The organism is Pseudomonas shahriarae (genome assembly GCF_014268455.2).
Classification (GTDB): Bacteria; Pseudomonadota; Gammaproteobacteria; order Pseudomonadales; family Pseudomonadaceae; genus Aquipseudomonas; species Aquipseudomonas shahriarae.
The window spans coordinates 5,892,209-5,917,727 of record NZ_CP077085.1; the positions used below are offsets into that span (position 1 = coordinate 5,892,209).

Annotated in this window: 22 protein-coding genes; 7 read left to right on the plus strand and 15 right to left on the minus strand. The window is 62.7% G+C overall.

Annotated features, from left to right (window positions below; genetic code table 11):
- Positions 1–92: 92 nt before the first annotated feature.
- Entirely contained in the window at positions 93–1,151 is a 1,059-nt protein-coding gene (locus HU773_RS26535; RefSeq protein ID WP_057960901.1) for an HAD family hydrolase, read from the minus strand.
- A 242-nt stretch (positions 1,152–1,393) separates the two neighbouring features.
- Between HU773_RS26535 and HU773_RS26540 the strand changes: the two genes are divergently transcribed.
- The gene (locus tag HU773_RS26540; protein WP_057960902.1) at positions 1,394–2,785 is read left to right on the plus strand and encodes an L-cystine transporter; all 1,392 of its coding nucleotides are present in this window, start codon (positions 1,394–1,396) and stop codon (positions 2,783–2,785) included.
- A 95-nt stretch (positions 2,786–2,880) separates the two neighbouring features.
- On the opposite strand, the gene HU773_RS26545 is transcribed toward HU773_RS26540, so the two are convergent.
- A complete protein-coding gene (locus tag HU773_RS26545) occupies positions 2,881–3,393 on the minus strand; it encodes a dihydrofolate reductase (RefSeq protein ID WP_057440396.1) in 513 nt (170 codons plus the stop codon).
- Positions 3,394–3,462: 69 nt separating this feature from the next.
- Between HU773_RS26545 and HU773_RS26550 the strand changes: the two genes are divergently transcribed.
- Together HU773_RS26550 and HU773_RS26555 are read left to right on the plus strand one after the other, a co-directional pair.
- Positions 3,463–4,842: a DUF2868 domain-containing protein gene (locus tag HU773_RS26550; RefSeq protein ID WP_186624971.1), complete on the plus strand. Its 1,380-nt coding sequence runs from the start codon at positions 3,463–3,465 to the stop codon at positions 4,840–4,842.
- Positions 4,835–6,202: a DUF3482 domain-containing protein gene (locus HU773_RS26555; protein ID WP_057440398.1), complete on the plus strand. Its 1,368-nt coding sequence runs from the start codon at positions 4,835–4,837 to the stop codon at positions 6,200–6,202. The genes HU773_RS26550 and HU773_RS26555 overlap by 8 nt, the downstream gene beginning before the upstream one ends.
- On the opposite strand, the gene HU773_RS26560 is transcribed toward HU773_RS26555, so the two are convergent.
- The 7 genes from HU773_RS26560 to HU773_RS26590 all read right to left on the minus strand — a co-directional run bounded on the left by HU773_RS26560 (position 6,199) and on the right by HU773_RS26590 (position 15,287).
- Entirely contained in the window at positions 6,199–6,753 is a 555-nt protein-coding gene (locus HU773_RS26560; RefSeq protein ID WP_120734300.1) for a phosphonate degradation HD-domain oxygenase, read from the minus strand. The two genes, HU773_RS26555 and HU773_RS26560, sit on opposite strands and share 4 nt — an antisense overlap.
- Positions 6,753–7,886 carry a TIGR03364 family FAD-dependent oxidoreductase gene (locus tag HU773_RS26565; RefSeq protein WP_169989455.1) on the minus strand — a complete coding sequence of 378 codons (1,134 nt, stop codon included), beginning with the start codon at positions 7,884–7,886 and terminating at the stop codon, positions 6,753–6,755. The genes HU773_RS26560 and HU773_RS26565 overlap by 1 nt, the downstream gene beginning before the upstream one ends.
- A 122-nt stretch (positions 7,887–8,008) precedes the next feature.
- Entirely contained in the window at positions 8,009–9,034 is a 1,026-nt protein-coding gene (locus HU773_RS26570) for a putative 2-aminoethylphosphonate ABC transporter substrate-binding protein (protein ID WP_057440401.1), read from the minus strand.
- A 26-nt stretch (positions 9,035–9,060) separates the two neighbouring features.
- Positions 9,061–10,785, minus strand: coding sequence for a putative 2-aminoethylphosphonate ABC transporter permease subunit (locus HU773_RS26575; RefSeq protein ID WP_057440402.1), 1,725 nt, complete (start codon positions 10,783–10,785; stop codon positions 9,061–9,063).
- Between the two features lies 1 nt (position 10,786).
- The gene (locus HU773_RS26580) at positions 10,787–11,851 is read right to left on the minus strand and encodes a putative 2-aminoethylphosphonate ABC transporter ATP-binding protein (protein WP_057440403.1); all 1,065 of its coding nucleotides are present in this window, start codon (positions 11,849–11,851) and stop codon (positions 10,787–10,789) included.
- Between the two features lie 237 nt (positions 11,852–12,088).
- Positions 12,089–12,952: a LysR family transcriptional regulator gene (locus HU773_RS26585; RefSeq protein WP_057960907.1), complete on the minus strand. Its 864-nt coding sequence runs from the start codon at positions 12,950–12,952 to the stop codon at positions 12,089–12,091.
- Between the two features lie 16 nt (positions 12,953–12,968).
- Positions 12,969–15,287: a heavy metal translocating P-type ATPase gene (locus HU773_RS26590; protein WP_186624972.1), complete on the minus strand. Its 2,319-nt coding sequence runs from the start codon at positions 15,285–15,287 to the stop codon at positions 12,969–12,971.
- 85 nt (positions 15,288–15,372) lie between these two features.
- On the opposite strand from HU773_RS26590, the gene cadR reads away from it, so the two are divergent.
- Positions 15,373–15,822 (plus strand): Cd(II)/Pb(II)-responsive transcriptional regulator, encoded by a 450-nt coding sequence (cadR, locus tag HU773_RS26595; RefSeq protein WP_057440406.1) that lies wholly within the window; start codon positions 15,373–15,375, stop codon positions 15,820–15,822.
- Between the two features lie 114 nt (positions 15,823–15,936).
- On the opposite strand, the gene HU773_RS26600 is transcribed toward cadR, so the two are convergent.
- The gene (locus HU773_RS26600; protein ID WP_057960909.1) at positions 15,937–16,908 is read right to left on the minus strand and encodes a thymidylate synthase; all 972 of its coding nucleotides are present in this window, start codon (positions 16,906–16,908) and stop codon (positions 15,937–15,939) included.
- Between the two features lie 51 nt (positions 16,909–16,959).
- The gene (gene lgt / locus HU773_RS26605; protein WP_057440408.1) at positions 16,960–17,772 is read right to left on the minus strand and encodes a prolipoprotein diacylglyceryl transferase; all 813 of its coding nucleotides are present in this window, start codon (positions 17,770–17,772) and stop codon (positions 16,960–16,962) included.
- A 213-nt stretch (positions 17,773–17,985) separates the two neighbouring features.
- Between lgt and HU773_RS26610 the strand changes: the two genes are divergently transcribed.
- Positions 17,986–18,732 carry an NRDE family protein gene (locus tag HU773_RS26610; protein WP_057440409.1) on the plus strand — a complete coding sequence of 249 codons (747 nt, stop codon included), beginning with the start codon at positions 17,986–17,988 and terminating at the stop codon, positions 18,730–18,732.
- A gap of 99 nt (positions 18,733–18,831) precedes the next feature.
- Here HU773_RS26610 and ptsP read toward each other — a convergent pair whose 3' ends face one another.
- Both ptsP and HU773_RS26620 read right to left on the minus strand, forming a co-directional pair.
- Positions 18,832–21,111, minus strand: a complete 2,280-nt coding sequence (gene ptsP, locus HU773_RS26615; protein WP_057960910.1) for a phosphoenolpyruvate--protein phosphotransferase — start codon at positions 21,109–21,111, stop codon at positions 18,832–18,834.
- A 22-nt stretch (positions 21,112–21,133) separates the two neighbouring features.
- Positions 21,134–21,613 carry an RNA pyrophosphohydrolase gene (locus HU773_RS26620; RefSeq protein ID WP_053128161.1) on the minus strand — a complete coding sequence of 160 codons (480 nt, stop codon included), beginning with the start codon at positions 21,611–21,613 and terminating at the stop codon, positions 21,134–21,136.
- A gap of 143 nt (positions 21,614–21,756) precedes the next feature.
- On the opposite strand from HU773_RS26620, the gene HU773_RS26625 reads away from it, so the two are divergent.
- Entirely contained in the window at positions 21,757–22,413 is a 657-nt protein-coding gene (locus HU773_RS26625) for a histidinol-phosphatase (protein WP_057960911.1), read from the plus strand.
- 112 nt (positions 22,414–22,525) lie between these two features.
- Here the strand turns inward: HU773_RS26625 and HU773_RS26630 are convergent, their stop codons facing one another.
- Entirely contained in the window at positions 22,526–22,939 is a 414-nt protein-coding gene (locus HU773_RS26630) for a DUF2269 family protein (protein WP_057960912.1), read from the minus strand.
- A gap of 40 nt (positions 22,940–22,979) precedes the next feature.
- Positions 22,980–24,494 (minus strand): threonine ammonia-lyase, biosynthetic, encoded by a 1,515-nt coding sequence (gene ilvA, locus HU773_RS26635; RefSeq protein WP_057440412.1) that lies wholly within the window; start codon positions 24,492–24,494, stop codon positions 22,980–22,982.
- Between the two features lie 136 nt (positions 24,495–24,630).
- Between ilvA and rpiA the strand changes: the two genes are divergently transcribed.
- The gene (rpiA, locus tag HU773_RS26640; protein ID WP_057960913.1) at positions 24,631–25,302 is read left to right on the plus strand and encodes a ribose-5-phosphate isomerase RpiA; all 672 of its coding nucleotides are present in this window, start codon (positions 24,631–24,633) and stop codon (positions 25,300–25,302) included.
- Positions 25,303–25,519: the final 217 nt, after the last annotated feature.

A 25,519-nucleotide genomic window follows, 5' to 3' on the forward strand; every position in this document is an offset into this window, starting at 1 on the left:
AAAATCACTCAAATGCACCGCATACAATGCATTAAAGCGTGATGGTCCTTTCTACACCCAACGGTAAAGCCTGGCAACTCTGTGGCGGGGCCTTATTGAATCGCCTCCGGCTTGACGATCACCCAGTTCTTATCCGCCGTCACCGGTAACCCTTCCTTGGCCTGGGCCGCCGCATGCTTGGCCATCATGCCGTTAATCTGGGTCATGTACTTGTCCTTGCGGTTGATCCACAAGTGGATGCCACCCTTGGCCACGTCCACATCGTGAAACAGCATGTAGCCGTCGCTAGTGGGGGTGTCGCCGCCGACCAGCACCGGTTTTTTCCACTCGTCGATGTAGGTGAGGATCGCCGCATGCTTGCCGGCCATCCAGGTTGCCGGGGTCCACAGGTAGGGGGTCAGTTCCAGGCCGAGGTTGGCCTTTTCGTCGTATTTGCCGGCGCTGATCTGCTTGCGGGCGGTGGTCAGCTCGCCAGTCTTGCGGTCCTTGAGCAACAGGCTGACGCCAATGACGTTCTGCGGCTTGACGTTGTAGCCGTACTTCGGATCCGAGGCGACCATGCGCACCAGCTCTTCAGAGGCAGCGGTCATCACGTACACGTCGATGCCGTTTTCCATCAGCTTGTTGTACAGCTCGGTCTGGCCGGTGAAGATTTTCGGCGGCTGCACCTCCATGTTCTTCACCACGTCGCCTTCGAAGTAGGTGACCGGCACCGGTTTACCGGAGGCCATCAGCTCATCGACGTAGCCCTTGAGTTCCTTGAGGGTAAAGCCTGAAAACACCTGGGCGACCCACGGGTAGCAGACCATGTCGTCCACTTCGCACAGGCGATAGTAGTAACTGAACAGACTTTCCTTATGGTCAGCAGTGTCTTTGAACGGCATAAGTTTGAGCGACGGATCGAGACTGTCGCGGGTGATCAGGCCCTTGTTTTCCATGTACGGCAACAGTGACTCTTCGAGGTCGAAGCGGTAGCTGGTGTTGTCCATGTCGAACACCGCGTAATTGCCCTTGTTGGCGTTGGCGGCAATCATTTCGTTGAGTTGCTTGGCGGCGGGTGCCGGCCAGTGTTTCAACTCGGTGGCGGCCATGACCTGGCTGACAAGCCCCAGGCATAGCGCGGCGGCAAACAGTCTCGGCGCGAGCTTCATGTGCGTTTTCTCCCTGAGTGAAAGGCATAAACGCTAACAAATCCTTATGACCGTTCCCGGCACCAGCACGACCGTCTGCGTCCTGATACCGCCACCGGCATACGTCTGGGCGCCAAAGCCTTATTCCAAAAACGACAGTAGTCATTCCATAAAGGTATTAAATCAATATATTTCAAGCTGTTAGGCTTTCCGGTTCGCAGTCGCACGCTCAGGCGACTGGCAGCCATTTAATTGGAGCTTCAATGAATCTGCCGCTGATTCTCAATTTGCTGGTGTTCCTGGCGTTACTGCTAGGCCTGGCCCAAACCCGTCACAGCCACTGGAGCCTGGCCAAGAAGGTCCTGCTGGCACTGGTGCTCGGGGTGGTTTTTGGTGTGATCCTGCACACCATTTATGGTGCTGGTCACCCGGTACTCAAGGCCTCGATCAGTTGGTTCGACCTGGTGGGCAATGGTTATGTGCAACTGTTGCAGATGATCGTGATCCCGCTGGTGTTCGCCTCGATCCTCAGCGCCGTGGCCCGCCTGCATAACGCCGCGTCCCTGGGCAAGATCAGCTTCCTGACCATTGGCACGCTGCTGTTCACCACCGCCATTGCGGCGCTGATCGGTATCGGCCTGACCAACCTGTTCGGCCTCACCGCCGAAGGCCTGGTGGCCGGCACCCAGGAGTTGGCGCGCCTGCAGGTGATCCAGAGTGACTACGCAGGCAAGGTCGCCGACCTGAATATCCCGCAGTTGCTGCTGTCGTTTATCCCGCAAAACCCGTTCGCCGACCTGGCCCGGGCCAAGCCGACGTCGATTATCAGTGTGGTGATCTTCGCCGCGTTCCTGGGGGTTGCCGCGCTGCAACTGCTCAAGGACGACGTGGAAAAAGGTCAGAAAGTGGTCAACGCCATCGACACCCTGCAAGCCTGGGTGATGCGCCTGGTGCGCCTGGTGATGAAGCTGACCCCTTACGGCGTACTGGCGCTGATGACCAAAGTGGTCGCCAGTTCCAACCTGCAAGACATCATCAAGCTCGGCAGTTTCGTGCTGGTGTCCTACCTGGCGCTGGGGCTGATGTTCGTGGTCCACGGCCTGCTGCTGTCCCTGGCCGGGATCAACCCGCTGCGCTTCTTCCGCAAGGTATGGCCGGTGCTGACCTTTGCCTTCACCAGCCGCTCCAGCGCGGCGAGCATCCCGCTGAGCATCGAAGCGCAGACCCGCCGCCTGGGCATCCCGCAGTCCATCGCCAGCTTCGCCGCCTCGTTCGGTGCGACGATTGGCCAGAACGGCTGTGCCGGCCTGTACCCGGCGATGCTGGCCGTGATGGTGGCGCCGACTGTGGGCATCAACCCCCTGGACCCGCTGTGGATCGCCACCCTGGTGGCGATTGTGACCCTGAGCTCGGCCGGTGTAGCGGGCGTGGGCGGCGGTGCGACGTTTGCCGCGCTGATCGTGCTGCCGGCCATGGGCTTGCCGGTGGCGTTGGTGGCGCTGCTGATTTCCGTGGAGCCGCTGATCGACATGGGCCGTACGGCGTTGAACGTGAATGGTTCGATGACGGCGGGGGCGATTACCAGCCAGATCATGCAGCAGACGGATAAAGAGCTGCTCAATGCCGATGAGCATGCTGAGTTGGCGCAGGCCTGATAGACCGCTATCGCGGGCAAGCCCACTCCCACAGTTGAACCGGTTTCTTCAGTAAAAATCGGTCAACTGTGGGAGTGGGCTTGCCCGCGATGCTTTTAGGCTTTTTCCCAAACTTCGAAGTTATAGGCCGGCTTGTCACCTTCAGCCGGATTCTGCACATTCGACACCAGCTTCCATTGGCGGGTATCAAACTGCGGAAACCACGCATCCCCTTGCGGGCTCAACTCCACCCGCGTCAAATACAGGCGATCCGCCTGCTCCAGCCCCTGCGTATACAGCTGCGCGCCGCCGATCAGCATCAGCTCATCCACGCCCTGCTCCAACGCCCAGGCCTCGGCCCGCGCCACGGCTGCATCGAGGGACGGAAAAACTTCCGCACCTTCGAGCACCAAATCGGTCTGACGGCTGACCACAATGTTCAAGCGACCCGGCAACGGTCGACCCAGGGAATCCCAGGTCTTGCGCCCCATGATGATCGGCTTGCCCAGGGTGGTGGCCTTGAAATATTTGAAATCCCCCGGCAAATGCCAGGGCATGCTGTTGTCGACGCCGATCACGCGGTTTTCACCGAGGGCTGCGATCAGGCTTAAAGGGAGAGTTTTTTTCATGGCGACGAGAATACCAGAGGCGCGGGCCAGCGGTTATGCTCCAGGCTCACTGACACAACAGGATGGCGCGTGACTGCACTTACACCTCTGCAAACACTCTGGCTGACGGAAACCGTGCGCCTGCGTGAAGAACACGCTGGCCCCCTGGAAGACCAGGAAGCCAATCGCCTGGCCCGCAGCCACGGCGGCGATCTGCCGACGCGCATTCAAAACCGCGCACTGTGGCTGGCCGAACGTGACGGCCTGCGCGCCGCCCTGCTCCACTGGCTGCAAGGCGCACGCCTGGCGCTGATGGTGCTGATGGTGCTGGCCATCGTCAGCGGCGCCGGCCTGGCCTTCGCCGCCCTGGGCAACGGCCAGGCCCCGGTCAATGTGTTCTGGGCCCTGGGCAGCCTGCTGGGCTTGAACCTGATCCTGCTGCTGAGCTGGGCCCTGGGCCTGTTGTTTGCCGGCGAACACAGCGCCAGCCTCGGCCGTCTGTGGTTGTGGCTCAGCGAAAAACTTGCCCGCGATGCCAAGGCCGCACAACTGGCGCCGGCGCTGTTGTTGCTGCTGCAACGCCAGAAGCTCAACCGCTGGGCGGTCGGCGTGCTGGTCAATGGCCTGTGGCTGCTGGCGCTGTGCAGCACGCTGGTGATCCTGCTGACCTTGATGGCCACCCGGCGCTACGGGTTTGTCTGGGAAACCACCATTCTCGGGGCCGACACCTTTGTCAGCGTGACCCAGGCCCTGGGCAGCCTGCCCGCACTGCTCGGCTTCAGCGTGCCCAGCGTGGAGATGATTCGCACCAGCGGCGATTCGGCGCTGACTATCGAAAGCGCCCGCCAGGCCTGGGCTGCGTGGCTGGTGGGGGTGTTGCTGGTCTATGGCCTGCTGCCCCGGTTGATTCTCGCCCTGTTGTGCCTATGGCGCTGGAAACGCGGGCGCGCGGCCTTGGGCCTGGACCTCAACCTGCCCGGCTACAGCCACTTGCGCGATGCCTTGATGCCCAGCAGCGAACGCCTTGGCGTCAGCGATGCCGCGCCTGAGCAGTTGCACCACGTCAGCGGCGGTGCCAGCGAACTGCACAGCGATGGCGCCCTGCTGGTGGCCATCGAACTCGACGACCAGCACCCCTGGCCGCCCAAACTTCCGGCCATGGTCAAGGACGCCGGCATCCTCGACAGCCGTGAGTCTCGCCACAAACTACTGGAGCAACTGACCCGCTTCCCACCCGCACGCCTGGTGATCGCCTGCGACCCGCGCCGCTCGCCGGATCGCGGCAGCCTCGCGCTGATTGGCGAGCTGGCCCGCAGCGCCAGCGCCACCCGGGTCTGGCTGTTGCAAGCGCCACCGGGCCAGGCGCTGGATGCCGAGCGCCTTGGCGATTGGCACACGGCCTTGCAGCAACTGGACCTCCCCTTCGCCGACTGCGCGCCGCTCACCTGGCTGGAGACGGGCCATGACTAAACCCCTGAAACTGGCCGTGGTCGGCCACACCAACGTCGGCAAGACCTCGCTGCTGCGCACCCTGACCCGGGACGTGGGCTTTGGCGAAGTGTCCCACCGCCCCAGCACCACCCGGCATGTCGAAGGCGCACGCCTGTCGGTGGACGGTGAAGCCTTGCTGGAGCTGTACGACACGCCGGGCCTGGAAGATGCCATCGCCCTGCTCGATTACCTGGAGCGCCTCGACCGCCCCGGCGAACGCCTGGATGGCCCGGCCCGCCTGGCGCGCTTCCTCGAAGGCAGCGAAGCCCGCCAGCGCTTTGAGCAGGAGGCCAAGGTGCTGCGCCAGTTATTGGCGTCCGACGCCGGCCTGTACGTGATCGACGCCCGGGAACCGGTGCTGGCCAAGTACCGCGACGAGCTGCAAGTGCTGGCCAGTTGCGGCAAACCGCTGCTGCCGGTGCTCAACTTTGTCAGCAGCGCCGAACACCGCGAGCCGGACTGGCGCGAAGCCCTGGCCCGCCTGGGCCTGCATGCGTTGGTGCGCTTTGACAGCGTGGCGCCCCCAGAAGATGGCGAGCGGCGGCTGTATGAAAGCCTGGCCCTGTTGCTGGAAAGCTCACGGCCACAGTTGGAGCGGCTGATTCTCGACCAGGAGGCCCAACGCCAGGCGCGCCAGCAAAGCGCCGCACGCCTGATCGCCGAGCTGCTGATCGACTGCGCCGCGTGCCGGCGCAGCGTGGTCATCGAGGATGAACAGCAGGCCGTCAGCGATCTGCGCAAGGCCGTGCGCCAGCGCGAACAACGTTGCGTCGAGGCCCTGCTCAAACTCTACGGCTTCCGTGCGCAAGACGCCGCTGCCAGCGACTTGCCGCTGCTGGACGGACGTTGGGGCGATGATTTGTTCAACCCCGAAACCCTCAAGCAACTGGGGGTGCGGGTCGGCGGCGGGATTGCCGCGGGAGCTGCGGCCGGTGCCGGTGTGGACTTGCTGGTCGGCGGCCTGACCCTGGGCGCCGCCGCCCTGGCCGGGGCGATTGCCGGGGGCGCCCTGCAAACTGCGCGCAGCTACGGCAGCCGTTTGCTGGGCAAGATCAAGGGCCAGCGCGAGCTGACCGTGGATGACAGCGTGTTGCGCCTGCTGGCCCTGCGCCAGCGCCAGTTGCTCAAGGCCCTGAACCTGCGGGGGCATGCCGCGATGCACAGCATCAAGGTCGACACCCCGCAGGACAAGAGCTGGCGCGAAGGCAAACTGCCTGAGGCCCTGCACAAGGCGCGTGCCCATCCGCAATGGTCATCGCTCAACCCCCATGCACGGTTGAGCCAGGCCGAGCGCCAGGAACAGATCGAAGCCCTGGCCCAGCGCCTGGACGAGGCTTAAGCCGCCAGCAGGTGCCGGGCCTTGGCCTTCAACACCTCAAGGTCGAGCACCGGCACGTGCATTGCCTTGGCCTGCTCATCCCAGTGGCGCATGCGCAGGCTCACCGCACACAGCGGGTCCTGCTCAAACACACGGGCCTCGTCGGCCGTCATCACCCCGCCCTGGTAACCCAGGGTGCGGCGGCTGGCCTCGCTCAAGCGCGCATAGTAGTCCGGCTGGCTGAAGGTCAGGTAACGCTTGGCCTGCACGTGATACTCCACCAGTTTCGCCAGGCGCTCGCTGAACCCGGCACGCCGCAAGTAATCGGCACCCAGGCGTTCGTGGCTGACCACGCCGTAGCCACCCATATTCTCCCCACCCTGGCCGCAGATGTGCCCGATATCGTGGAAGAACGCCGCCAGCACCACTTCATCGTCAAAGCCTTCAGCCATGGCCAGTTGCGCGGCCTGGGACATATGCTCGATCTGCGACACCGGCTCGCCAATGTAATCGGCAGCGCCATGCTGCTCGTACAGGCCAAAGACTTCAGCGACCACCTGTTCAGCGTTCATCACGCCTGCCCCCACAGTTCAGTGATATTGCGCTCGGCCAGCGCCGGCCCCACGCTCATGCCCACGCCGGTGTGCATCAACGCCACGCTGACCCCCTCGGCGGCGCGCAGGAACGAAAACGGCCCCGGCCCACGGGAGCCATAAACGCCTTGCCAGCGCTCGACGACCTGAATCTGACAGCCCAGGGTCTGCTCGGCCAGTTCGATCATCCAGTTGTCCACCTGTTCGGCGTTGAATGGCGAAGGATCACTGCCGTAATGGTGGGAATCCCCGATGATCAACTCGCCATGGGGCGTCGGGCTGATCAGCAGGTGGATGCCATGTTCATGCAGGTGCGGTGTGTCACGCAGGATCTGCGCCTGCACCGGCGCCGCTTCCGGCAAGTCGGCAAAGGCGCCGTAGTGCACGCAGCTCAGGCCGGTCAGCAGCGCGTGTTGCAGGTTCAGCTCCTCCTTGGGCCGGGCGCGCAGCATTTGCAGTTGGCAGATTTGCGGCTGGAGTGCGGCGATCTGTTCGGCCAGCAGGGTTTGGTAGTCGTGGCCGGAGCACACGATGATCTGCTTGCCACGAAAGCTGCCGGCGGTGCTGTGCACCTGGCCCGGTTCGATGTCACGTACCAGGGTGGAGAAGTGGAACTCCACCTTGAGGTCGCAGCGCAGGTACTCGATCAGTGCCGGCAGCGCCTCACGGGAATACAGTTGCTGATCGTCCAGGCCGTGCAGCGCGGCGCGGTGATGGCGGAACTGGCCGCCATACAAGTCGTTCAGCGCTGCGCCTTGCAACAGGTTGACGCGGTAGCCATGCGCCTTGGCGCGCCCGGCGCAAAAAGCCTCCAGCAGGTGCTCTTCGGCTTCGGTGCGGGCAAACAGGTAAGAGCCATTGCGCTTGAGTTGCAGGTTCGCCTGTTGCGCCCACTGGCCCCAGATCTCGCGGCTTTGCCGGGCCAGGTCGAGCATCTGCCCCGGCGGTTGGCCGGTGACCAAGGCCTGGCCGAAGTTGCGCACCGAGGCGCCCAGGGGCGTGGCCGTGCGCTCGAACACCGTGACCTTGAGGCCGCGTTTGGCGGCGGCGTAGGCATGGGACAGGCCGAGGATGCCGGCGCCGATGATCAGCAGATCGCTGTGGTGTGTCATTAAGTGATGTCCTGAATTTGAGGCCTCATCGCCGGCAAGCCAGCTCCCACAGGGTGAATTGTGAACACCTTCAAATGTGGGAGCTGGCTTGCCGGCGACGAGGCCATCAGCCCCAACGAATATTATTGACCTGCCACTTTCTCCGACTTGCCGTCATAGCGCTTACGCCATTCAGCCAGGATGTTATCGCGGTTTTTCGAGGCCCAGGCAAAGTCATTCTTGATCAGGCGCTGCTCATAGTCCGCCGGCAATTCTGTCTGCGGCTTGGCAATGCCCGGCTGGGCCAGCACGGCGAAGTTTTCCTTGTACAGCTCCATCGCTGCGGGGCTTGCAGAGAAATCGGCGAGCTTCTGTGCCGCTTCCGGGTGGGCCGTGCCCTTGATCACCGCAGTGGCTTCGATGTCCCAGCCCAGGCCTTCCTTGGGCAATACGATATCCAGCGGCGCGCCCTGGCGCTTGAGCTGCACCGCTGGGTATTCGAAGGAAATGCCGATTGGGAACTCACCGGAAGCCGCCAACTTGCACGGCTTGGAACCGGAGTGCACGTACTGGCCGATGTTCTGGTGCAGGTCATCCATGTACTGCCAGCCCTGCTTCTCGCCGAAGGTCTGCAACCAGGCGCTGACGTCGAGAAAACCGGTGCCGGACGACGCCGGGTTAGGCATGACGATCTTGCCCTTGTACTCAGGCTTGGTCAGGTCTTGCCAGCTGATCGGTTTGCTCAGGCCCTGTTTCTCGGCTTCGACAGTGTTGAAGCAAATGGTCGCAGCCCACACGTCCATGCCGACCCAGGCCGGTGGGTTGGCGGCGTCGCGGTAGTTCTTGCCAATTTTGTCCAGATCTTTCGGCGCGTAGCTTTGCAGCATGCCTTGCTGATCGAGGATCGCCAGGCTGGAGGCCGCCAGGCCCCACACTGCATCGGCTTGTGGGCGGGCTTTTTCTGCCAGCAGCTTGGCGGTGATGATGCCGGTGGAGTCGCGCACCCACTTGATCTCGACGTCCGGGTTGGCCGCTTCGAAGGCTTTCTTGTAGGTCTTCAACTGCTCGGCTTCAAGGGCCGTGTACACGGTCAACTCGGTCTTGGCAGCAAAGGCATTCAGGCTGAACGCGGTGAGCACAGCAGCGGCGAGGGCCAGGGGCTTGAACATGGTGCGTTTCCTTGTGTGGGGCAGAGTTATTGACCGGGCGCGGTTTGGCGCCAGGCCTGGGAGCGGCGCAACAAGCCGCGTGAGGCCCACGCCAGCAGCAGCGAGACGCCGGCTGAAGTGAACAGAATCAAGGTCGACATGGCCGCCGCGCCGCCCACGTTGCCGGCGTCGTCCATGTTCAGCACCGCCACCGCCGCAAGGATGGTGTCGGGGCTGTAGAGAAAGATCGCGGCCGATACGGTGGTCATCGCCGAGACAAACAGGTAGCGCAGGATGTCCAACAGCGCCGGCAGGCAGATCGGCACGGTGACCCGCAAAAAGTGGCGGTACAGCGGCGCCTTGAGCGACAGCGCGGCGGCTTCGAACTCGGCGTCGAGTTGGCGCAGGGCGGTGGTGGCGGTCATTTGCGCGGTGGTCAAATAGTGAGCAATGGTGCACACCACCAGCAGCGTCATGGTCCCGTAGAGCACATGCAGCGGGTTGCCGTTGAGGTTGAAAAAGAACACGTAGCCCAGGCCCAGCACCAGGCCAGGCACCGCCATCGGCACAAAGCTGAGCATGCGCAGCGCCAGGTTCAAGCCCTTTTGCCCCTTGGTCTTTTCCATCAGGTAAGCGCCGGTGAAGATCAGCACGCTGCCAATCAGTGCGGTGCAGATCGCCATGGTCAGGCTGTTGCGATAGGCCAGCCAGCCGCCGCCAGCGGTGTCGTTGAACTGGTAGTGGTTGAGCGACAGCGACAGGTTGTACGGCCAGAACTTCACCAGCGACGAGTACACCGCCATGCCGAACACCAACAGCAGCACCGCGCAGATCAGCAGCACAATCGCCAGGTAGCAGCCATCACGCAGACGCGATGGCGCCGGCTGGAACACCTGGGCGCGGCCGCTCATGGAGTCGCCGTGGCGCCGGCGCAGCCAGGTATCCACCGCGAAACTGAGCAACGCCGGCAGCAGCAGCACCATGCCGATCAAGGCGCCGCGACCGAACTGCTGTTGGCCAACCACGGCCTTGTAGGCCTCCAGCGCCAGCACTTGATAGTCACCACCCACCACCACCGGTACGCCGAAGTCCGTGATGGTCAGGGTGAACACCAGGCAGAACGCGGCGAACACGGCCTGGCGCGTCGCCGGCCAGGTGATGCTGCGAAACGCCCGGGCCGGGCTGGCGCCCATGCTCGAGGCGGCATCGAACAACCGCGCATCCGCCAGGGACAGCGCCGACAGCAGGATCATCAGCGCATGGGGAAAGGTGTAGATCACTTCACCGAGGACAATCCCCCAGAAGCCGTAGATGTTGTCGGACAGCAGGCCGCGCAACATGCCCTGGTTGCCGAACAGGTACACCAGGGCGATGCCCGGCAGCATCGACGGCGCCATCAGCGGCAGCAACGACAGGCCGCGCCAGAGGGTCTTGCCGGGGATCAGCGTGCGTTGCAAGGCGTAGGCAAACAGGTAGGCCAGGGGTACGACAATGATCGCGACGCTCAGGGAAACCTTCAGGCTGTTGCCCAGCAGCCAGTGGAAGTTGGCGCTGGTCAGCAGCTCACGCGCCGCCACCAGGCCGCCGCCCTGGCCGTCTTCGGCGCTGAAACCGCGCCAGAAGATCGCCAGCAACGGCAGCAGTACGGCGAGGCCCAACAGGCACAGCAGCAGTAGCTTGCCGCCCAGTACGAAGATACGGTCGCCGATTTGCGCACGGGAAGCCTGACGCGCCACACGGCCGGGTACTGGCAGGGTCATATCAGTGGCCATCTCAGGCAAACACCTGCAGGCTGCGCGGCGGCAGCGCCACCCAGATATCCTGGGCGCCCAGGCGTGGCATGGCTTCCGGCGCCAGTTCGGCCAGCAGCGGATGGCCGGGCAACTGGTCCAGTTCAAAGCTCATGCGGCAACGGTTGCCGAGGAAGGTGATCTCGCGGACCTTGGCCGGGAACAGGTTTTCTTCGTGTACGGGCGGGTTGACGCTGATCGCTTCCGGCCTGCAGAACAGGCGGCCCGACGCGGCCTTGCCGCTGTCTTCGGCCAGGCGCACATTCATCCCGCCAACCTGGGCGTGGCTGGCGCTGTTGCGGCTGAAGGGCAGCCAGTTGCCCTGGCCGACAAACTCGGCCACGAACGGGGTGGCCGGGCGGTCGTAGATCTCTTGAGGGGTGGCGTACTGCTCGACCTTGCCGTTGTTCATCACGGCGATACGGTCGGCCATCAGCATGGCCTCGTCTTGGTTGTGGGTGACCATCAGGGTGGTGATGCCCAGGCGGCGTTGCAGCTGGCGCAACTCGGTGCACAGGTGCTCGCGCACCCGGGCATCGAGGGCCGACATCGGCTCATCCAGCAGCAACAGCGACGGGGCCGGCGCCAGGGCACGGGCCAGGGCGACCCGTTGCTGCTGGCCGCCGGACAGTTGGCCGGGGTATTTCTTTTCGCTGCCGGTCAGGCCCACCAGTTCCAGCATCTGCGCCACGCGTTTGCGCACTTCATCGCGCCCGCTGCCGGCCAAGCCGTAGCCGATATTGGCCTCGACGCTGAGGTTGGGGAACAGCGCGTAGGACTGGAACAGAATGCCGTAGTCCCGCGCCTGGGGTGCCAGTAGGGAAACGTCACGATCACCCAGGTACAACTCGCCGCTGTCCTGGCGCTCCAGGCCGGCGATGCAGCGCAGCAAGGTGGTCTTGCCGCAGCCCGAGGGGCCGAGCAGGCACACCAGTTCACCGGCGGCGACGTCCAGGGACACATGGTCCAGGGCAGTAAAGGCGCCAAAGCGCTTCTGGATACCACGCACCGTCATCGGCGCGCCGGGGTTGAGCTGGGCTGTGTTCATGGTGGCACCTCATCAAACTGATGAAGGCCATGCTAGGCAGCAAATGCGTCCCTGGTGTGGCAGGAAGGCAAAAGCGGGTGATAGTGGTATTGGTGGATTTGGGTAGGGGCAGAGCCATGGGGTGTTGGGTCTACCGCTATCGCAGGCAAGCCGGCTCCCACATTTGGAGCTGTGAATACCTTCACATGTGGGAGCTGGCTTGCCTGCGATGGCGATTTCAAAACCACCCAAAATCTTTCAGAGCGGCGACATTTCCTGCGCCAACCCCAGAAACGCCGCCGGCAACCGCGCACCTTTACGCTCCTTGAGGCAGTACAGGTATTCAGGAATCTGCGGCGCATTCTCGATGGTCAGCACCCGCAGTTGCGGGTCATGGGGCACTTCCTGGCGGGCGATGATGCTGATGCCGATATTGCGCAGCACCGCCTCGCGGATCGACTCACGGCTACCGATTTCCAGCAGCGGCCCATAACCCACGCCAGCGCCTTTGAGCATCTCTTCGGTCAAGCGCCGGGTGGTCGAGCCTGCCTCGCGCATCAACAGGGTATGCCCCGCCAGCGCACTGAGCGGCACATGCTCCAGCACGGCCAGCGGATGATTGCGATGCACCGCCAGCACCAGCGGGTCGGTGCCCAACACCCGGCGGATCAGGCGCGGGTCTTCCAGCAATTGCGAGGAGGCGGCGACGTCCACCCGGTAATCATCCAGCGCTTCGAGGACCTGCTGGGAGTTGCCGATTTCCACTGCCACTTCCACGTGGGGCAAGCGTTCGCGGAAGGTTTTCACCAGATCAAGGATGTAATAGGGCGCGGTCGCGGCGATGCGCAACGTGCCCTGGACCTGGCCGCTGTTGCGCAGGAAAAACTCGATATCCGCCTCCTGCTGCAACAGCGCCTTGACCATCGGCAACAGCCGCGCCCCTTCGTCGCTGACGGTGAGGCGGCGGCCACCGCGATAGAACAGCTCAACCGAGTACTGGCTTTCCAGATGGCGGATCTGGGTGGTCACCGTGGGTTGGCTCAGGCCGAGTTTTTTCGCCGCCTGGGTAATGCTGCCCAGGCGGGCGACCATGTAAAACGCCTTCAACTCGGCACTCAGCACACCACCCTCTCATCGACTATTTGCGCAACAGGCGCAGACCATTGAATACCACCAGCAGGCTCACGCCCATGTCAGCAAACACCGCCATCCACATGGTGGCCATGCCCATGAAGGTGACGGCCAGGAAGATCGCCTTGATCACCAGCGCCAGGGCGATGTTCTGCTTGAGGATACTCGACGTTTGTCGCGACAAGCGTATGAATGCCGGAATCTTGCGCAAATCATCGTCCATCAGCGCCACGTCGGCGGTCTCGATGGCCGTGTCGGTGCCTGCTGCCGCCATGGCAAAGCCAATCTCGGCGCGGGCCAGGGCCGGGGCGTCGTTGATGCCGTCGCCGACCATGCCGACCCGGTGGTTTTTCCCGTACAGGTCCTCGATAGCCTTGAGCTTGTCGGTGGGCAACAGATCGCCCTGGGCCTGGTCGATGCCCACCTGGGCGGCAATTGCCTGGGCGGTGTGGGTGTTGTCGCCGGTGAGCATCAGGGTCTTGATGCCCAGGTCGTGCAACTGCTGGATGGCTTCGCGACTGCTGTCCTTGACCGTATCGGCCACGGCGAACAGCGCCAGCGGGCCGGATTTGTCGAGCAGCAGCACCACGGACTTGCCTTGTTTTTCCAGGGCGAAGAGTTTTTCTTCAAGGGCCGGCGAGCACAGGCCCAGCTCTTCCACCAGGCGGTGGTTGCCCAGGTGATAGACCTCACCGTTGATCTCGCCACGGACCCCGCGCCCGGCCAGGGCCTCGAAGTTATCCACAACCTGCAGCGGGAGTTTTTTATCCACAGCGGCATTGGCGATCGCCAGCGACACTGGGTGGTCGGAACGCGCGGCCAGGCTGGCGGCCAGGGCCGGCGCGTTGTCTTCTACATTGGGGAACAACGCCAGGTAGTCGGTCTGCACCGGCTTGCCGTGGGTGATAGTGCCGGTCTTGTCCAGGGCCAGGTAGTCGAGCTTGTAGCCGGCCTCCAGGTACACGCCGCCCTTGATCAGGATGCCTTTGCGCGCCGCCGCCGCCAGGCCGCTGACGATGGTCACCGGGGTGGAAATCACCAGGGCACAAGGGCACGCGACCACCAACAGCACCAGGGCGCGATAGATCCAGTCGAACCACACCGCGCCCATGAACAGCGGCGGGATCACGGCCACGCCTAGGGCAAACAGGAACACCGCCGGGGTGTAGATTTTCGAGAAGCTGTCCACAAAGCGCTGGGTCGGCGCCCGCGAGCCCTGGGCCTGTTCCACTGCGTGGATGATGCGCGCCAGGGTCGAGTTATTGGCGGCAGCGGTCACCCGGTATTCCAGGGAACCGGCCTGGTTGATGGTGCCGGCGAAGACTTTATCGCCCACGGTTTTCTCGATCGGCAGGCTTTCGCCGGTGATCGGCGCCTGGTCGATGGTGGACTGGCCGGCGGTGACTTCACCATCCAGACCAATGCGCTCGCCGGGGCGTACCCGCACGATGGCACCCAGTTCAATGGTCTTGACCTCTTGTTCGACCCAGCTACCGTCAGCCTGGCGCACCGTGGCCTGCTCCGGGGTCATCTGCATCAAGCCACTGATGGCATTGCGCGCACGGTCCAGGGACTTGGCCTCGATCAACTCGGCCACGGTAAACAGGAACATCACCATCGCCGCTTCCGGCCACTGGCCGATCAGGATCGCACCGGTCACGGCGATGCTCATCAGCGCGTTGATGTTCAGGTTGAGGTTTTTCAGGGCAATCCAGCCCTTTTTGTAGGTGGTGAGGCCGCCACTGAGGATCGACACCAGCGCCACCAGTGCCACCACCCAGGTCGGAGCCGCGTCGGTGAAATGGATCACCTCCGCCGCCAGGGCGCAAAAGCCGGACAGGGCCAGCGGCCACCAGTGCTTCTTGGCCGGTGGTGCGGCGGCCGGCACGCCCTCCTCGATCGGATCGGCCTGCATGCCCAGGGACTTGATGGCCTCGACGATCGGCGCGGTGCTCGGCAGGTCGTGGGTGACACCGAGGATGCGGTTGATCAGGTTGAATTCCAACTGCTGCACACCGGCCATCTTGCCCAGTTTGTTCTGGATCAGCGTTTGCTCGGTGGGGCAGTCCATGGCCTCGATGCGGAAAGTGCTCAGGCGCGCGTTGGCGCTGGTTGTTTGCGTCAACGTCACCAACGAGGGGGCTGCCGCGCCGGAACAGCAGGAGCCGCCGCCATGATCATGCTCTTTCACAGGGGCAAGCTTTTGCGCGTGATCATGATGGCTGTGGTCATGATCATGGCCGTGGTCGTGATGGCTATGATCATGGTCGTGATCATGATCGTGGCTGTGGTCGTGCTTGTGCGGGGTGCGCAGGGATTCGCTCATTGTGTCGCGTCCATGAAGGTGCCTGTTGCCAAGTAAAGACCCTGTAGCCACTATAGGGTCAAGCACCCTTTTGGAGATTGCTGCGATGAAGATCGGTGAATTGGCCAAACTGACCGACTGCCCGGTGGAGACCATCCGTTATTACGAGAAGGAAGGCCTGCTGCCGCCACCGGCGCGCAGCGAGGGCAACTACCGCCTGTACACCCAGGCCCACACCGAGCGCCTGACGTTTATCCGCAACTGCCGCAGCCTGGACATGACCCTGGAGGAAATCCGCAGCCTGCTGGGCCTGCGCGACAGTCCCCAGGACCAGTGTGAAAATGTAAATGCGCTGATCGACGAGCATATCCATCACGTCAAGGCGCGGATTGATGGGTTGCTGGCCTTGCAGAAACAGTTGATCGACCTGCGCCAGCGCTGTGGCGAAGGGCCGGAGATCGACCAGTGTGGGATTTTGCAGCGGCTGGAGGTCAGTGGGAGTGTGGCGGCCAGTGAGGCGGAGCATTCACATGTGGGTCGTAGTCACGGGCATTAGATAATGGGGTGACTGAGTTGACGCCATCGCAGGCAAGCCAACTCCCACATGTGCCTAAGTACTCGGTCACATGTGGGAACTGGCTTGCCTGCGATGCAGACGATACGGTCTCGACTAGACCGCCATCGGCGCCGTCATCGGCGCATGGTGCTCATAGCCTTCCAGCGAGAAATCGCTCGGCTCGATCAGCTCCAGCCACTCTGGCTGGTACACCCCGGTCTTGGCAAACTCCGGCACGCGCTCGCTGATCACCAGTTTCGGCGCGGCGAAAGGCTCGCGCTTGAGCTGTTCGTTGAGCATGTCCAGGTGGTTTTCGTAGACGTGCGCGTCACCGATGAAATAGGTGAACCAGCGCGGCGTGTAGCCAGTCAGGCGGCCGATCAGGCTCAGCAGTGCGGCGCCTTCGGTGAGGTTGAACGGCGTGCCCAGGCCCAGGTCGTTGGAGCGGATGTAGAGGGTCAGGGAAATCTCCCTGGTCTCGACATTCGGGTGGAACTGGTACAGCAGGTGGCACGGCGGCAAGGCCATTTCATCGAGCTGGGCGCAGTTCCAGCCGTGGAACAGGATGCGCCGGCTGCCCGGGTCCTTGATGATGGTGTCGACGCACTGGCGAATCTGGTCAATGGCCTTGTACAGCACCACGTAGGCCTGACCGTCTTCCTCGCCTTCGGCGATCTGGCGATAGCCCTGGGCCAGGGTCTGCTCGATAGCGGCCTGGTTGCTCAACGGGATCTGTTTGTACGCCGGCCATTTGCGCCATTGCACACCGTAGATCTCGCCCAGGTCGTCCTCGCCCTGGCGGAACGGGTTGGCCAGCCACTGCGCGTTTTCGTTAGCGTTCTGGTCCCACACCTTGCAGCCCAGGGCGCGGAATTCGGCGGCGTTATTCACCCCGCGCAAAAAGCCACACATCTCGCCAATCGCCGACTTGAAGGCCATTTTGCGGGTGGTGATGGCTGGGAAACCTTCCTGCAGATCAAAGCGCAACATCGCACCGGGGAAGCTGATGGTGTTCACGCCAGTGCGGTTGGCCTGCTTGGTGCCGTTGTTGATGACGTGGGAAACCAGCTCGAGATATTGCTTCATGACATTACCTGTATCGGTGAAGCCGAGGCCCTCAGGCCCCGGCGTTCGAATTTATAGCGCGCTGGTCTTGATCGCCTGCGGGCGGTTGTAAGCCCACCAGAGCAGGCCCAGGCCAGCAAGAATCATCGGAATGCTGAGAACCTGACCCATGGTCAGCCAGCCGAACGCCAGGTAGCCCAACTGCGCATCCGGCACCCGCACGAACTCGACGATGAAACGGAAAATCCCGTAGAACAGGGCGAACATCCCCGAAACCGCCATGGTTGGGCGGGGTTTGCGCGAGTAGATGTAGAGGATCAGGAACAGCGCCACGCCTTCCAGGGCGAACTGGTACAACTGCGACGGATGGCGCGCCAACTGCGCCGGGTCGCTGAACGGCGGGAACACCATGGCCCACGGCACGTCGGTCGGCTTGCCCCACAATTCGGCGTTGATGAAGTTACCGATACGCCCGGCACCCAGGCCAATCGGCACCATCGGCGCGATAAAGTCCATCAGTTGGAAGAATGACTTGCCATTGCGTCGGCCAAACCACCAGGCCGCGAGCATCACGCCGATAAAACCGCCGTGGAACGCCATGCCGCCCTTCCACACCTCGAAAATCAGGGTCGGGTTGGCCAGGTACGCGCTCAGGTCGTAGAACAACACATAACCCAGGCGCCCGCCGACAATCACGCCCATCGACATCCAGAACACCATGTCGGAGAGCTTCTCCTTGGTCCAGGTCGGGTCAAAGCGGTTCAGGCGTCGGGAAGCCAACAGCCAGGCGCCGCCGATGCCGATCAGGTACATCAACCCGTACCAGTGGATTTTCAGCGGACCGATGGCCAAGGCCACCGGGTCGATCTGCGGGTAAGGCAGCATTGCGACTCCTCGTTAAATCATTCGTTATTGCGCACGGACCTTGCCGGTGGACGATTAAGCCTGCGTTACAGCGGCTCGATCAAATGAAGAAGTTCGCACCCGCGCCAAGCAGCCTGGCATGTTAACGGATGGGAGGCATCTGGCCCAACTTGGATACGATGGATAGCCGGCGGATCTATGGGTAGAGTGAGCAAAACACAAAAGGATCGCCTTATGTGCCTGATTGTTTTCGCCTGGCGGCCGGGCCATGCCCAGCCCCTGATCGTCGCGGCCAACCGTGACGAATTCTACGCCCGGCCCAGCCTGCCCTTGGCCCAGTGGCCCGATACACCGCAGGTGTATGCCGGTCGCGACCAGGAAGCCGGGGGCACCTGGCTGGGGATCGGCGCCGACGGACGGTTTGCCGCGCTGACCAATATCCGCGACCCGCACCAGCCACCGGCGCGCAAGTCCCGGGGCGAGTTGGTGGCGCGCTTTCTCCACGGTTCCCTGCCGATTGACCACTATTTAGCCGATGTTAACGGCAGATCAATTGAATATGCCGGCTTCAACCTGCTGATTGGCACGCCGCAAGAGCTGTGGCACTACAACGCCAATGAGTCGACGCCTACCCAACTGACGGCCGGGATCTATGGCTTATCCAATGCCGGGCTGGATACGCCCTGGCCAAAGCTGCTCAAGGCCAAGGCAGCACTGGCCCAAGTGCTGGATGATCCGCAGCCTGAAGCCTTGCTGGGGATTTTGAGCGACCCGCAGACCGCACCCTTTGCCGAACTGCCGGATACCGGGGTCGGGTTGGCCACGGAGAGTCTGTTATCGAGTGTGTTTATCGCCAGCCCCAGTTACGGGACGCGGGCGAGTACCGCGCTGATTGTGCATGCCGATGGGCTGCGGCACATGGTTGAGCGCAGCTTTGGGCCCCATGGCGGGCGGCTGGGCGAGGTGGAACTGAGGATTTAGTGGAGACTGGGCCACCGTCATCGCAGGCAAGCCAGCTCCCACAGTTTGAAATGCATTCCAAGTGTGGGAGCTGGCTTGCCTGCGATGGCCCCCCGCGGTCTAGAGGGTTTTTGTCGCAGACGGATTGATCATCCGCGCCAACCCCAGGCTTTTCAGGGCCAGCTGCAGCGAGCTGTGGATAACTTGCGGGTTGTCGATGGTCATCAATTCCGCCAGCAGATCCTTGGCCTTGCTCAGGTTGATCTGGCGCAGCATCCACTTGACCTTCGGCAGGTTGGTGGCGTTCATCGACAGGCTGTCAAAGCCCATGGCCATCAACAGCACCGCCGCCGCCGGATCACCGGCCATTTCCCCACAGATACTCACCGGCTTGCCTTCGGCATGGGCGTCGCGCACCACGTTCTGCAAGGCTTGCAGCACCGCCGGGTGCAGGTAGTCGTAGAGGTCGGCCACCCGTGGGTTGTTGCGGTCCACGGCCAGCAGGTATTGGGTCAGGTCGTTGGAGCCCACCGACAGGAAGTCCACCTGCCGTGCCAATTCCTTGGCCTGGTACACCGCTGCCGGGATTTCGATCATCACGCCAACCGGCGGCATCGGCACGTCGGCGCCTTCGTCGCGCACCTCACCCCAGGCCCGGTGGATCAGGTGCAGGGCTTCTTCCAACTCGTGGGTGCCGGAGATCATCGGAAGGAGGATGCGCAGGTTGTTCAGGCCTTCGCTGGCCTTGAGCATGGCGCGGGTCTGGACGAGGAAGATTTCGGGGTGGTCGAGGGTAACGCGGATACCGCGCCAGCCAAGGAAGGGGTTGTCTTCCTTGATGGGGAAATAAGACAGTGACTTGTCGCCGCCGATATCCAGGCTGCGCATCGTCACCGGTAACGGATGGAAGGCGGACAGTTGCTCGCGATAAATCGCCAGCTGCTCCTTCTCGCTCGGGAAACGTTGGTTGATCATGAACGGCACTTCGGTGCGGTACAGGCCCACCCCTTCAGCGCCACGTTGTTGCGCACGCGCCACGTCCGCCAGCAGGCCAGTATTGACCAGCAGCGGTACACGGTGGCCGTCGAGGGTCACGCAGGGCAGTTCGCGCAGGGCATCGAGCCCCTGGGACAGCTGGCGCTCCTCCTCGACGATTTCGGCGTATTGCTTGCGCAGCACTTCGCTGGGGTTGGTATACACCTCACCACGGTGCCCGTCGACGATCATCGAGATGCCGTCGACCTTGGAATACGGCAGGTCCACCAGGCCCATCACCGTCGGGATGCCCATGGCCCGGGCCAGGATCGCCACGTGGGAGTTGCCCGAGCCCAACACCGAGACCAGGCCCACCAGTTTGCCTTCCGGCACTTCGCCGAGCATGGTGGCAGTCAGCTCTTCACTGATCAGGATGGTGTTGTCGGGGTAGACCAGGTTGGTGGTGCGGTCTTCCTGCAGGTAGGCCAGCAGGCGCCGACCGAGGTCGCGCACATCCGAGGCGCGCTCGCGCAGGTAGGCGTCGTCCATCAGTTCAAAGCGGTTGACGTGATCGGTGACCACCTGGCGCAGCGCGCCCTGGGCCCACTGGCCGGTCTTGATCACGGTCTTGACTTCGTTACCCAGGGACGCGTCGTCGAGCATCATCTGGTACACGTCGAACAGCGCCCGTTCCTCGGGGCGCAGCTGGGTGGCCAGCTTGGTCGACAGGTTGCGCATGTCGGCGCGCACGCCTTCCAGGGCGGTCTTGAACAGTTTGATTTCTGCGTCGATGTCGTCGACGGACTTGTCCGGCACCACGTCCAGGTCGGCCGGGGGCAGCATGACCACCGCAGTACCGACCGCCGCGCCCGGTGAACCCGGCACGCCGACGAACTTGGCTTCCTGGATCCCCTTGCCCTGGCGCCCCAGGCCGCGAATCGAGCCGGTGGCTTCGGCATGGGCGATCACCCCGGCCAACTGCGCACTCATGGTCACGAGGAAGGCTTCTTCACCTTCATCGAACTGGCGGCGCTCTTTCTGCTGGATGACCAATACGCCGACAACGCGGCGGTGGTGGATGATCGGTGCGCCGAGGAATGAGGCGTAGCGCTCTTCACCGGTTTCGGCAAAGTAGCGATAACGCGGGTGATCGGCCGCGTTTTCAAGGTTCAGGGGTTCTTCACGCGTCCCCACCAGGCCCACCAGACCTTCATTGGGCGCCATGCTGACCTTGCCGATGGAGCGCTTGTTCAAGCCCTCCGTGGCCATCAGCACAAAACGGTTGGTCTCGGGGTCCAGCAGGTAAACCGAGCAGACCTGGCTGCCCATGGCTTCCTTGACGCGCAACACAATAATCCCCAACGCCGCCTTGAGATCCTTGGCGGAGTTAACTTCCTGGACGATCTTGCGCAGCGTATTGAGCATGGCTCGGGGTCGAACTCCGTCGTCAGTCGCGCGATAAAAGGCGCGGGGCAAGCTCTTTGAGAGCGCGACGATAAACCTCGCGCTTGAATGTCACCACCTGGCCCAACGGATACCAATAACTGACCCAGCGCCAGCCATCGAACTCCGGTTTACCGGTCAAATCCATCCGCACCCGCTGCTCGTTGGAGATCAGGCGCAGGAGAAACCACTTTTGCTTCTGGCCGATGCACAGCGGTTGGCTGTGGGTACGCACCAGGCGTTGCGGCAAACGATAGCGCAACCAGCCTCGGGTACAGGCCAGAATTTGCACATCTTCGCGCTCCAGGCCGACTTCTTCGTTCAACTCACGGTACAGGGCGTCTTCAGGGGTTTCGTCGGGGTTGATCCCACCCTGGGGAAACTGCCAGGCATCTTGGTTGATTCGGCGAGCCCATAGCACCTGTCCGGCATCATTCGTAAGAATAATCCCGACATTTGGACGGAAACCATCGGGGTCGATCACGGCAACAACCTCGCAAACGCATGTCGCCGCATTGTTCCACAAAGCTTGTTGCAGCGGCAACGAGGCTGCTTACCTTATGTGCACTCTTGTGAAAAGACCGTATTCTGGACGCCTTTTTACAGACTTTTCAGCGAGTAACCGCAATGCGCCTGGCTTTATTCGACTTGGACAACACGCTTTTGGGCGGCGACAGTGACCACGCCTGGGGTGATTACCTGTGTGAACGCGGCATCCTCGATGCCGTTGCCTACAAGACCCGCAACGACGAGTTCTACCAGGATTACCTGGCCGGCAAGCTGGATAACGCCGCGTACCTGAACTTCAGCCTGGAAATCCTCGGCAGCACCGAGATGGCCCAGCTCGACGAATGGCACCGCGACTTCATGCGCGACTGCATCGAGCCGATCATCCTGCCCCAGGCCGTGGAACTGCTGGCCAAACACCGCGCCGCCGGTGACACGCTGGTGATCATCACCGCCACCAACCGCTTTGTCACCGCGCCGATTGCCGCACGTTTGGGGGTTGAAACCCTGATCGCCACCGAATGCGAGATGGCCGATGGCCGCTACACCGGGCGCAGCACCGATGTACCGTGCTTCCGTGAGGGCAAGGTGACGCGCTTGAATCGGTGGCTGGAAGAAACCGGCTCTAGCCTGCAAGACAGCTATTTTTACAGCGATTCGATGAATGACCTGCCGCTGCTGGAGCAGGTGACTCACCCGGTGGCAGTGGATCCGGATGCAAATCTGCGGGCCGAGGCCCAGAAGCGTGGTTGGCCGGTGATTAGCCTACGCGGCTGATAAAGCTTTCGCGAGCAAGCCCGCTCCCACATTTGATCGGGTTCCACCTTTGGAATGCAGTCGAATGTGGGAGCGGGCTTGCTCGCGAATGAAGGCGACCCGGTTTCCAGCCTTAAACGGGTTTGGCGCCCATCAACCCGGCAATCGCCACAAACCCCACCAGGCTGACAATCGCCAGGGCCAGGGTGAACTTCGCACTGCCCGTACCGCCCAGCCGCAGGCGATTGAGGCGCACCACCAGCCAGAACCAGGCCAGCGCCGCGACGCTGTAGATCACGCTGGAACCCAGGATCCACGTCTGCCCCAACGGCCAGCCGACCAGGTGCACCAGCCACCAGCCGGTAAACGGCATGCTCACCAGGCTTACGCCCATCAACAACCAGACAAACAGCCATGGCCGATGCAACGTAACCGCCGGGCCAGCGGCGCGCTTGCGCCAGCTCAGCACGGCCAGGGCCAGGCCACTGGCCAACAGCAGCACCGTTGCCACCATGTGGATCGTCTTGAGGGTTGTCAGATATTCCATGCTCTCGATTCCTTAAAGGCCGCCCAATCAGCGTAGTCGCTCAACCGAGGAACAGCTGATAGGCCGGGTTGTCGCTTTCATCCCAATACGGGTAACCAATCGCTGCCAACGCCGCCGGCACCAGATGGCGCTCGTTGGCCGGCACTTGCAGCCCGGCGACCACACGGCCGTCGGCCGCGCCGTGGTTGCGATAGTGGAACATCGAGATGTTCCAGCGCCCGCCCAATTTGTTAAGAAAGTTGAACAAGGCCCCCGGACGCTCCGGGAACTCGAAGCGGAACACCAGTTCATTGCTGACGTGCGCCGCGTGGCCGCCGACCATATGGCGAATGTGCAACTTGGCCAGTTCGTTCTCGGTCAGGTCCAGCACCGGGAAACCCTGCTCGCTCAGGCTGGCAATCAGCGCGCTGCGCGGGTCGGTTTCCGGGTGGGTCTGCACCCCGACAAAAATGTGCGCTTCGCTGCCGGAATGGTAGCGGTAGTTGAATTCGGTGATCTGGCGCTTGCCCACAGCCTCGCAGAAGGCCTTGAAGCTGCCCGGGCGCTCGGGAATGGTCACGGCAATGATCGCCTCGCGACCTTCACCCAACTCGGCGCGCTCGGCCACATGGCGCAGGCGGTCGAAGTTGACGTTGGCCCCGGAATCAATGGCGACAAAGGTCTGGCCGCTGACACCACGGGTTTCTACATACTTCTTGATCCCCGCCACGCCCAATGCCCCTGCAGGCTCGGTGATGGAGCGGGTGTCGTCGTAGATATCCTTGATCGCCGCGCAGATTTCATCGGTGCTGACGGTGATCACTTCATCCACGTAGTCCTTGCAGATATCGAAGGTGTGCTGGCCGATCTGCGCCACCGCCACGCCATCGGCAAAGATCCCCACGGCCGGCAGCACCACGCGCTCGCCCGCGGCCATGGCAGCCTGCAGGCAATTGGAGTCGTCCGGCTCGACACCGATGATCTTGATCTCCGGGCGCAGGTACTTCACATACGCCGCGATACCGGCAATCAGGCCACCACCGCCCACCGGGACGAAAATCGCGTCCAGCGGCCCCGGGTGCTGGCGCAGGATCTCCATCGCCACGGTGCCCTGCCCGGCAATGGTGTGCGGATCATCGTAAGGGTGAATGTAGACGTAGCCTTTTTCGTCGACCAGCTTCAGCGAATACGCCAGCGCTTCCGGAAAGGAGTCGCCATGCAGCACCACTTTGCCGCCACGGGAGCGTACGCCTTCGACTTTGATTTCCGGGGTGGTCTTGGGCATCACGATCGTGGCCTTGACCCCCAGCACCTTGGCCGCCAGGGCCAGGCCCTGGGCATGGTTACCCGCCGAGGCGGTGACCACGCCACGGGCGCGTTCTTCGGCCGTCAGTTGGGTCAACTTGTTGTAGGCGCCGCGAATCTTGAAGGAAAACACCGGCTGCAAGTCTTCGCGCTTGAGCCAGACCTTGTTGCCCAGGCGCTCGGAGAGCTGGCGGGCGGTCTGCAACGGGGTTTCCACGGCAACGTCGTAAACGCGCGAGGTGAGGATCTTTTTGACGTACTGTTCGAGCATCGGAAAGCATCACTGGGCGGGTTGGGCAGGGCCGAGGAGTCTAACCCGCCTTTTGGCCGGACGACCACACGAATCCAGAGGTTTTGTTGGGTTATACTCGCGCCCCTCTTTACTCCCCGCCCGTTCCGGAGCCCGCATGACCCAGGATCAACTCAAACAGGCAGTGGCCCAGGCCGCCGTCGATTTAATCCTTCCTAAACTCGACGATAAAAGCATCGTCGGCGTCGGCACCGGCTCCACCGCCAATTGCTTCATTGACGCGCTGGCCTTGCACAAGGGCGCATTCGACGGCGCCGTGGCCAGCTCCGAAGCCACCGCCGCGCGCCTCAAGGGCCATGGCATTCCGGTGTACGAGCTCAATACCGTGAGCGACCTGGAGTTCTACGTCGACGGCGCCGATGAAAGCGACGAGCACCTGAACCTGATCAAGGGCGGCGGCGCAGCCCTGACCCGCGAGAAGATCGTCGCGGCCGTGGCCAAGACCTTTATCTGCATCGCCGACGCCAGCAAGCTGGTCCCGGTCCTGGGCAACTTCCCGCTGCCCGTCGAAGTGATCCCCATGGCCCGCAGCCACGTGGCTCGCGAGCTGGTGAAACTGGGCGGCGACCCGGTGTACCGCGAAGGTGTGCTGACCGATAACGGCAACATCATCCTCGACGTGTTCAACATGCAGATCACCAACCCGGTGGAGCTGGAGACCCAGATCAATGCCATCGTCGGTGTGGTGACCAATGGCTTGTTTGCGGCACGGCCTGCTGATGTGCTGCTGCTGGGGACCCGTGAAGGCGTGAAGACCCTCAAGGCCTAAGTACACACAGAACCCCTGTGGGAGCGGGCTTGCTCGCGAATACGGTGTGCCAGTCACCGATTTTGCTAGCTGACACACCGCATTCGCGAGCAAGCCCGCTCCCACATTTTTGACCGCGCTCCATCCGATGGACATGTAACAAAACCGCTACTTTTCGCAGCATCCCCTCCCCCGCCTGCCCCAATCTGTGCGCCAGGTCACGGCAGCCCCCGCCGCA

Bases quoted from the DNA above. Each gene is read 5' to 3' on its own strand.
- HU773_RS26575 (WP_057440402.1), bottom strand. From the start codon at position 10,785: ATGGCCACTGATATGACCCTGCCAGTACCCGGCCGTGTGGCGCGTCAG.
- ptsP (WP_057960910.1), bottom strand. From the start codon at position 21,111: ATGCTCAATACGCTGCGCAAGATCGTCCAGGAAGTTAACTCCGCCAAG.
- HU773_RS26625 (WP_057960911.1), top strand. From the start codon at position 21,757: ATGCGCCTGGCTTTATTCGACTTGGACAACACGCTTTTGGGCGGCGAC.
- cadR (WP_057440406.1), top strand. From the start codon at position 15,373: ATGAAGATCGGTGAATTGGCCAAACTGACCGACTGCCCGGTGGAGACC.
- HU773_RS26555 (WP_057440398.1), top strand. From the start codon at position 4,835: ATGACTAAACCCCTGAAACTGGCCGTGGTCGGCCACACCAACGTCGGC.
- ilvA (WP_057440412.1), bottom strand. From the start codon at position 24,494: ATGCTCGAACAGTACGTCAAAAAGATCCTCACCTCGCGCGTTTACGAC.
- HU773_RS26630 (WP_057960912.1), bottom strand. From the start codon at position 22,939: ATGGAATATCTGACAACCCTCAAGACGATCCACATGGTGGCAACGGTG.
- HU773_RS26535 (WP_057960901.1), bottom strand. From the start codon at position 1,151: ATGAAGCTCGCGCCGAGACTGTTTGCCGCCGCGCTATGCCTGGGGCTT.
- HU773_RS26565 (WP_169989455.1), bottom strand. From the start codon at position 7,886: ATGACACACCACAGCGATCTGCTGATCATCGGCGCCGGCATCCTCGGC.
- HU773_RS26545 (WP_057440396.1), bottom strand. From the start codon at position 3,393: ATGAAAAAAACTCTCCCTTTAAGCCTGATCGCAGCCCTCGGTGAAAAC.
- HU773_RS26580 (WP_057440403.1), bottom strand. From the start codon at position 11,851: ATGAACACAGCCCAGCTCAACCCCGGCGCGCCGATGACGGTGCGTGGT.
- HU773_RS26540 (WP_057960902.1), top strand. From the start codon at position 1,394: ATGAATCTGCCGCTGATTCTCAATTTGCTGGTGTTCCTGGCGTTACTG.
- HU773_RS26610 (WP_057440409.1), top strand. From the start codon at position 17,986: ATGTGCCTGATTGTTTTCGCCTGGCGGCCGGGCCATGCCCAGCCCCTG.
- HU773_RS26600 (WP_057960909.1), bottom strand. From the start codon at position 16,908: ATGAAGCAATATCTCGAGCTGGTTTCCCACGTCATCAACAACGGCACC.
- lgt (WP_057440408.1), bottom strand. From the start codon at position 17,772: ATGCTGCCTTACCCGCAGATCGACCCGGTGGCCTTGGCCATCGGTCCG.
- HU773_RS26560 (WP_120734300.1), bottom strand. From the start codon at position 6,753: ATGAACGCTGAACAGGTGGTCGCTGAAGTCTTTGGCCTGTACGAGCAG.
- HU773_RS26570 (WP_057440401.1), bottom strand. From the start codon at position 9,034: ATGTTCAAGCCCCTGGCCCTCGCCGCTGCTGTGCTCACCGCGTTCAGC.
- HU773_RS26590 (WP_186624972.1), bottom strand. From the start codon at position 15,287: ATGAGCGAATCCCTGCGCACCCCGCACAAGCACGACCACAGCCACGAT.
- rpiA (WP_057960913.1), top strand. From the start codon at position 24,631: ATGACCCAGGATCAACTCAAACAGGCAGTGGCCCAGGCCGCCGTCGAT.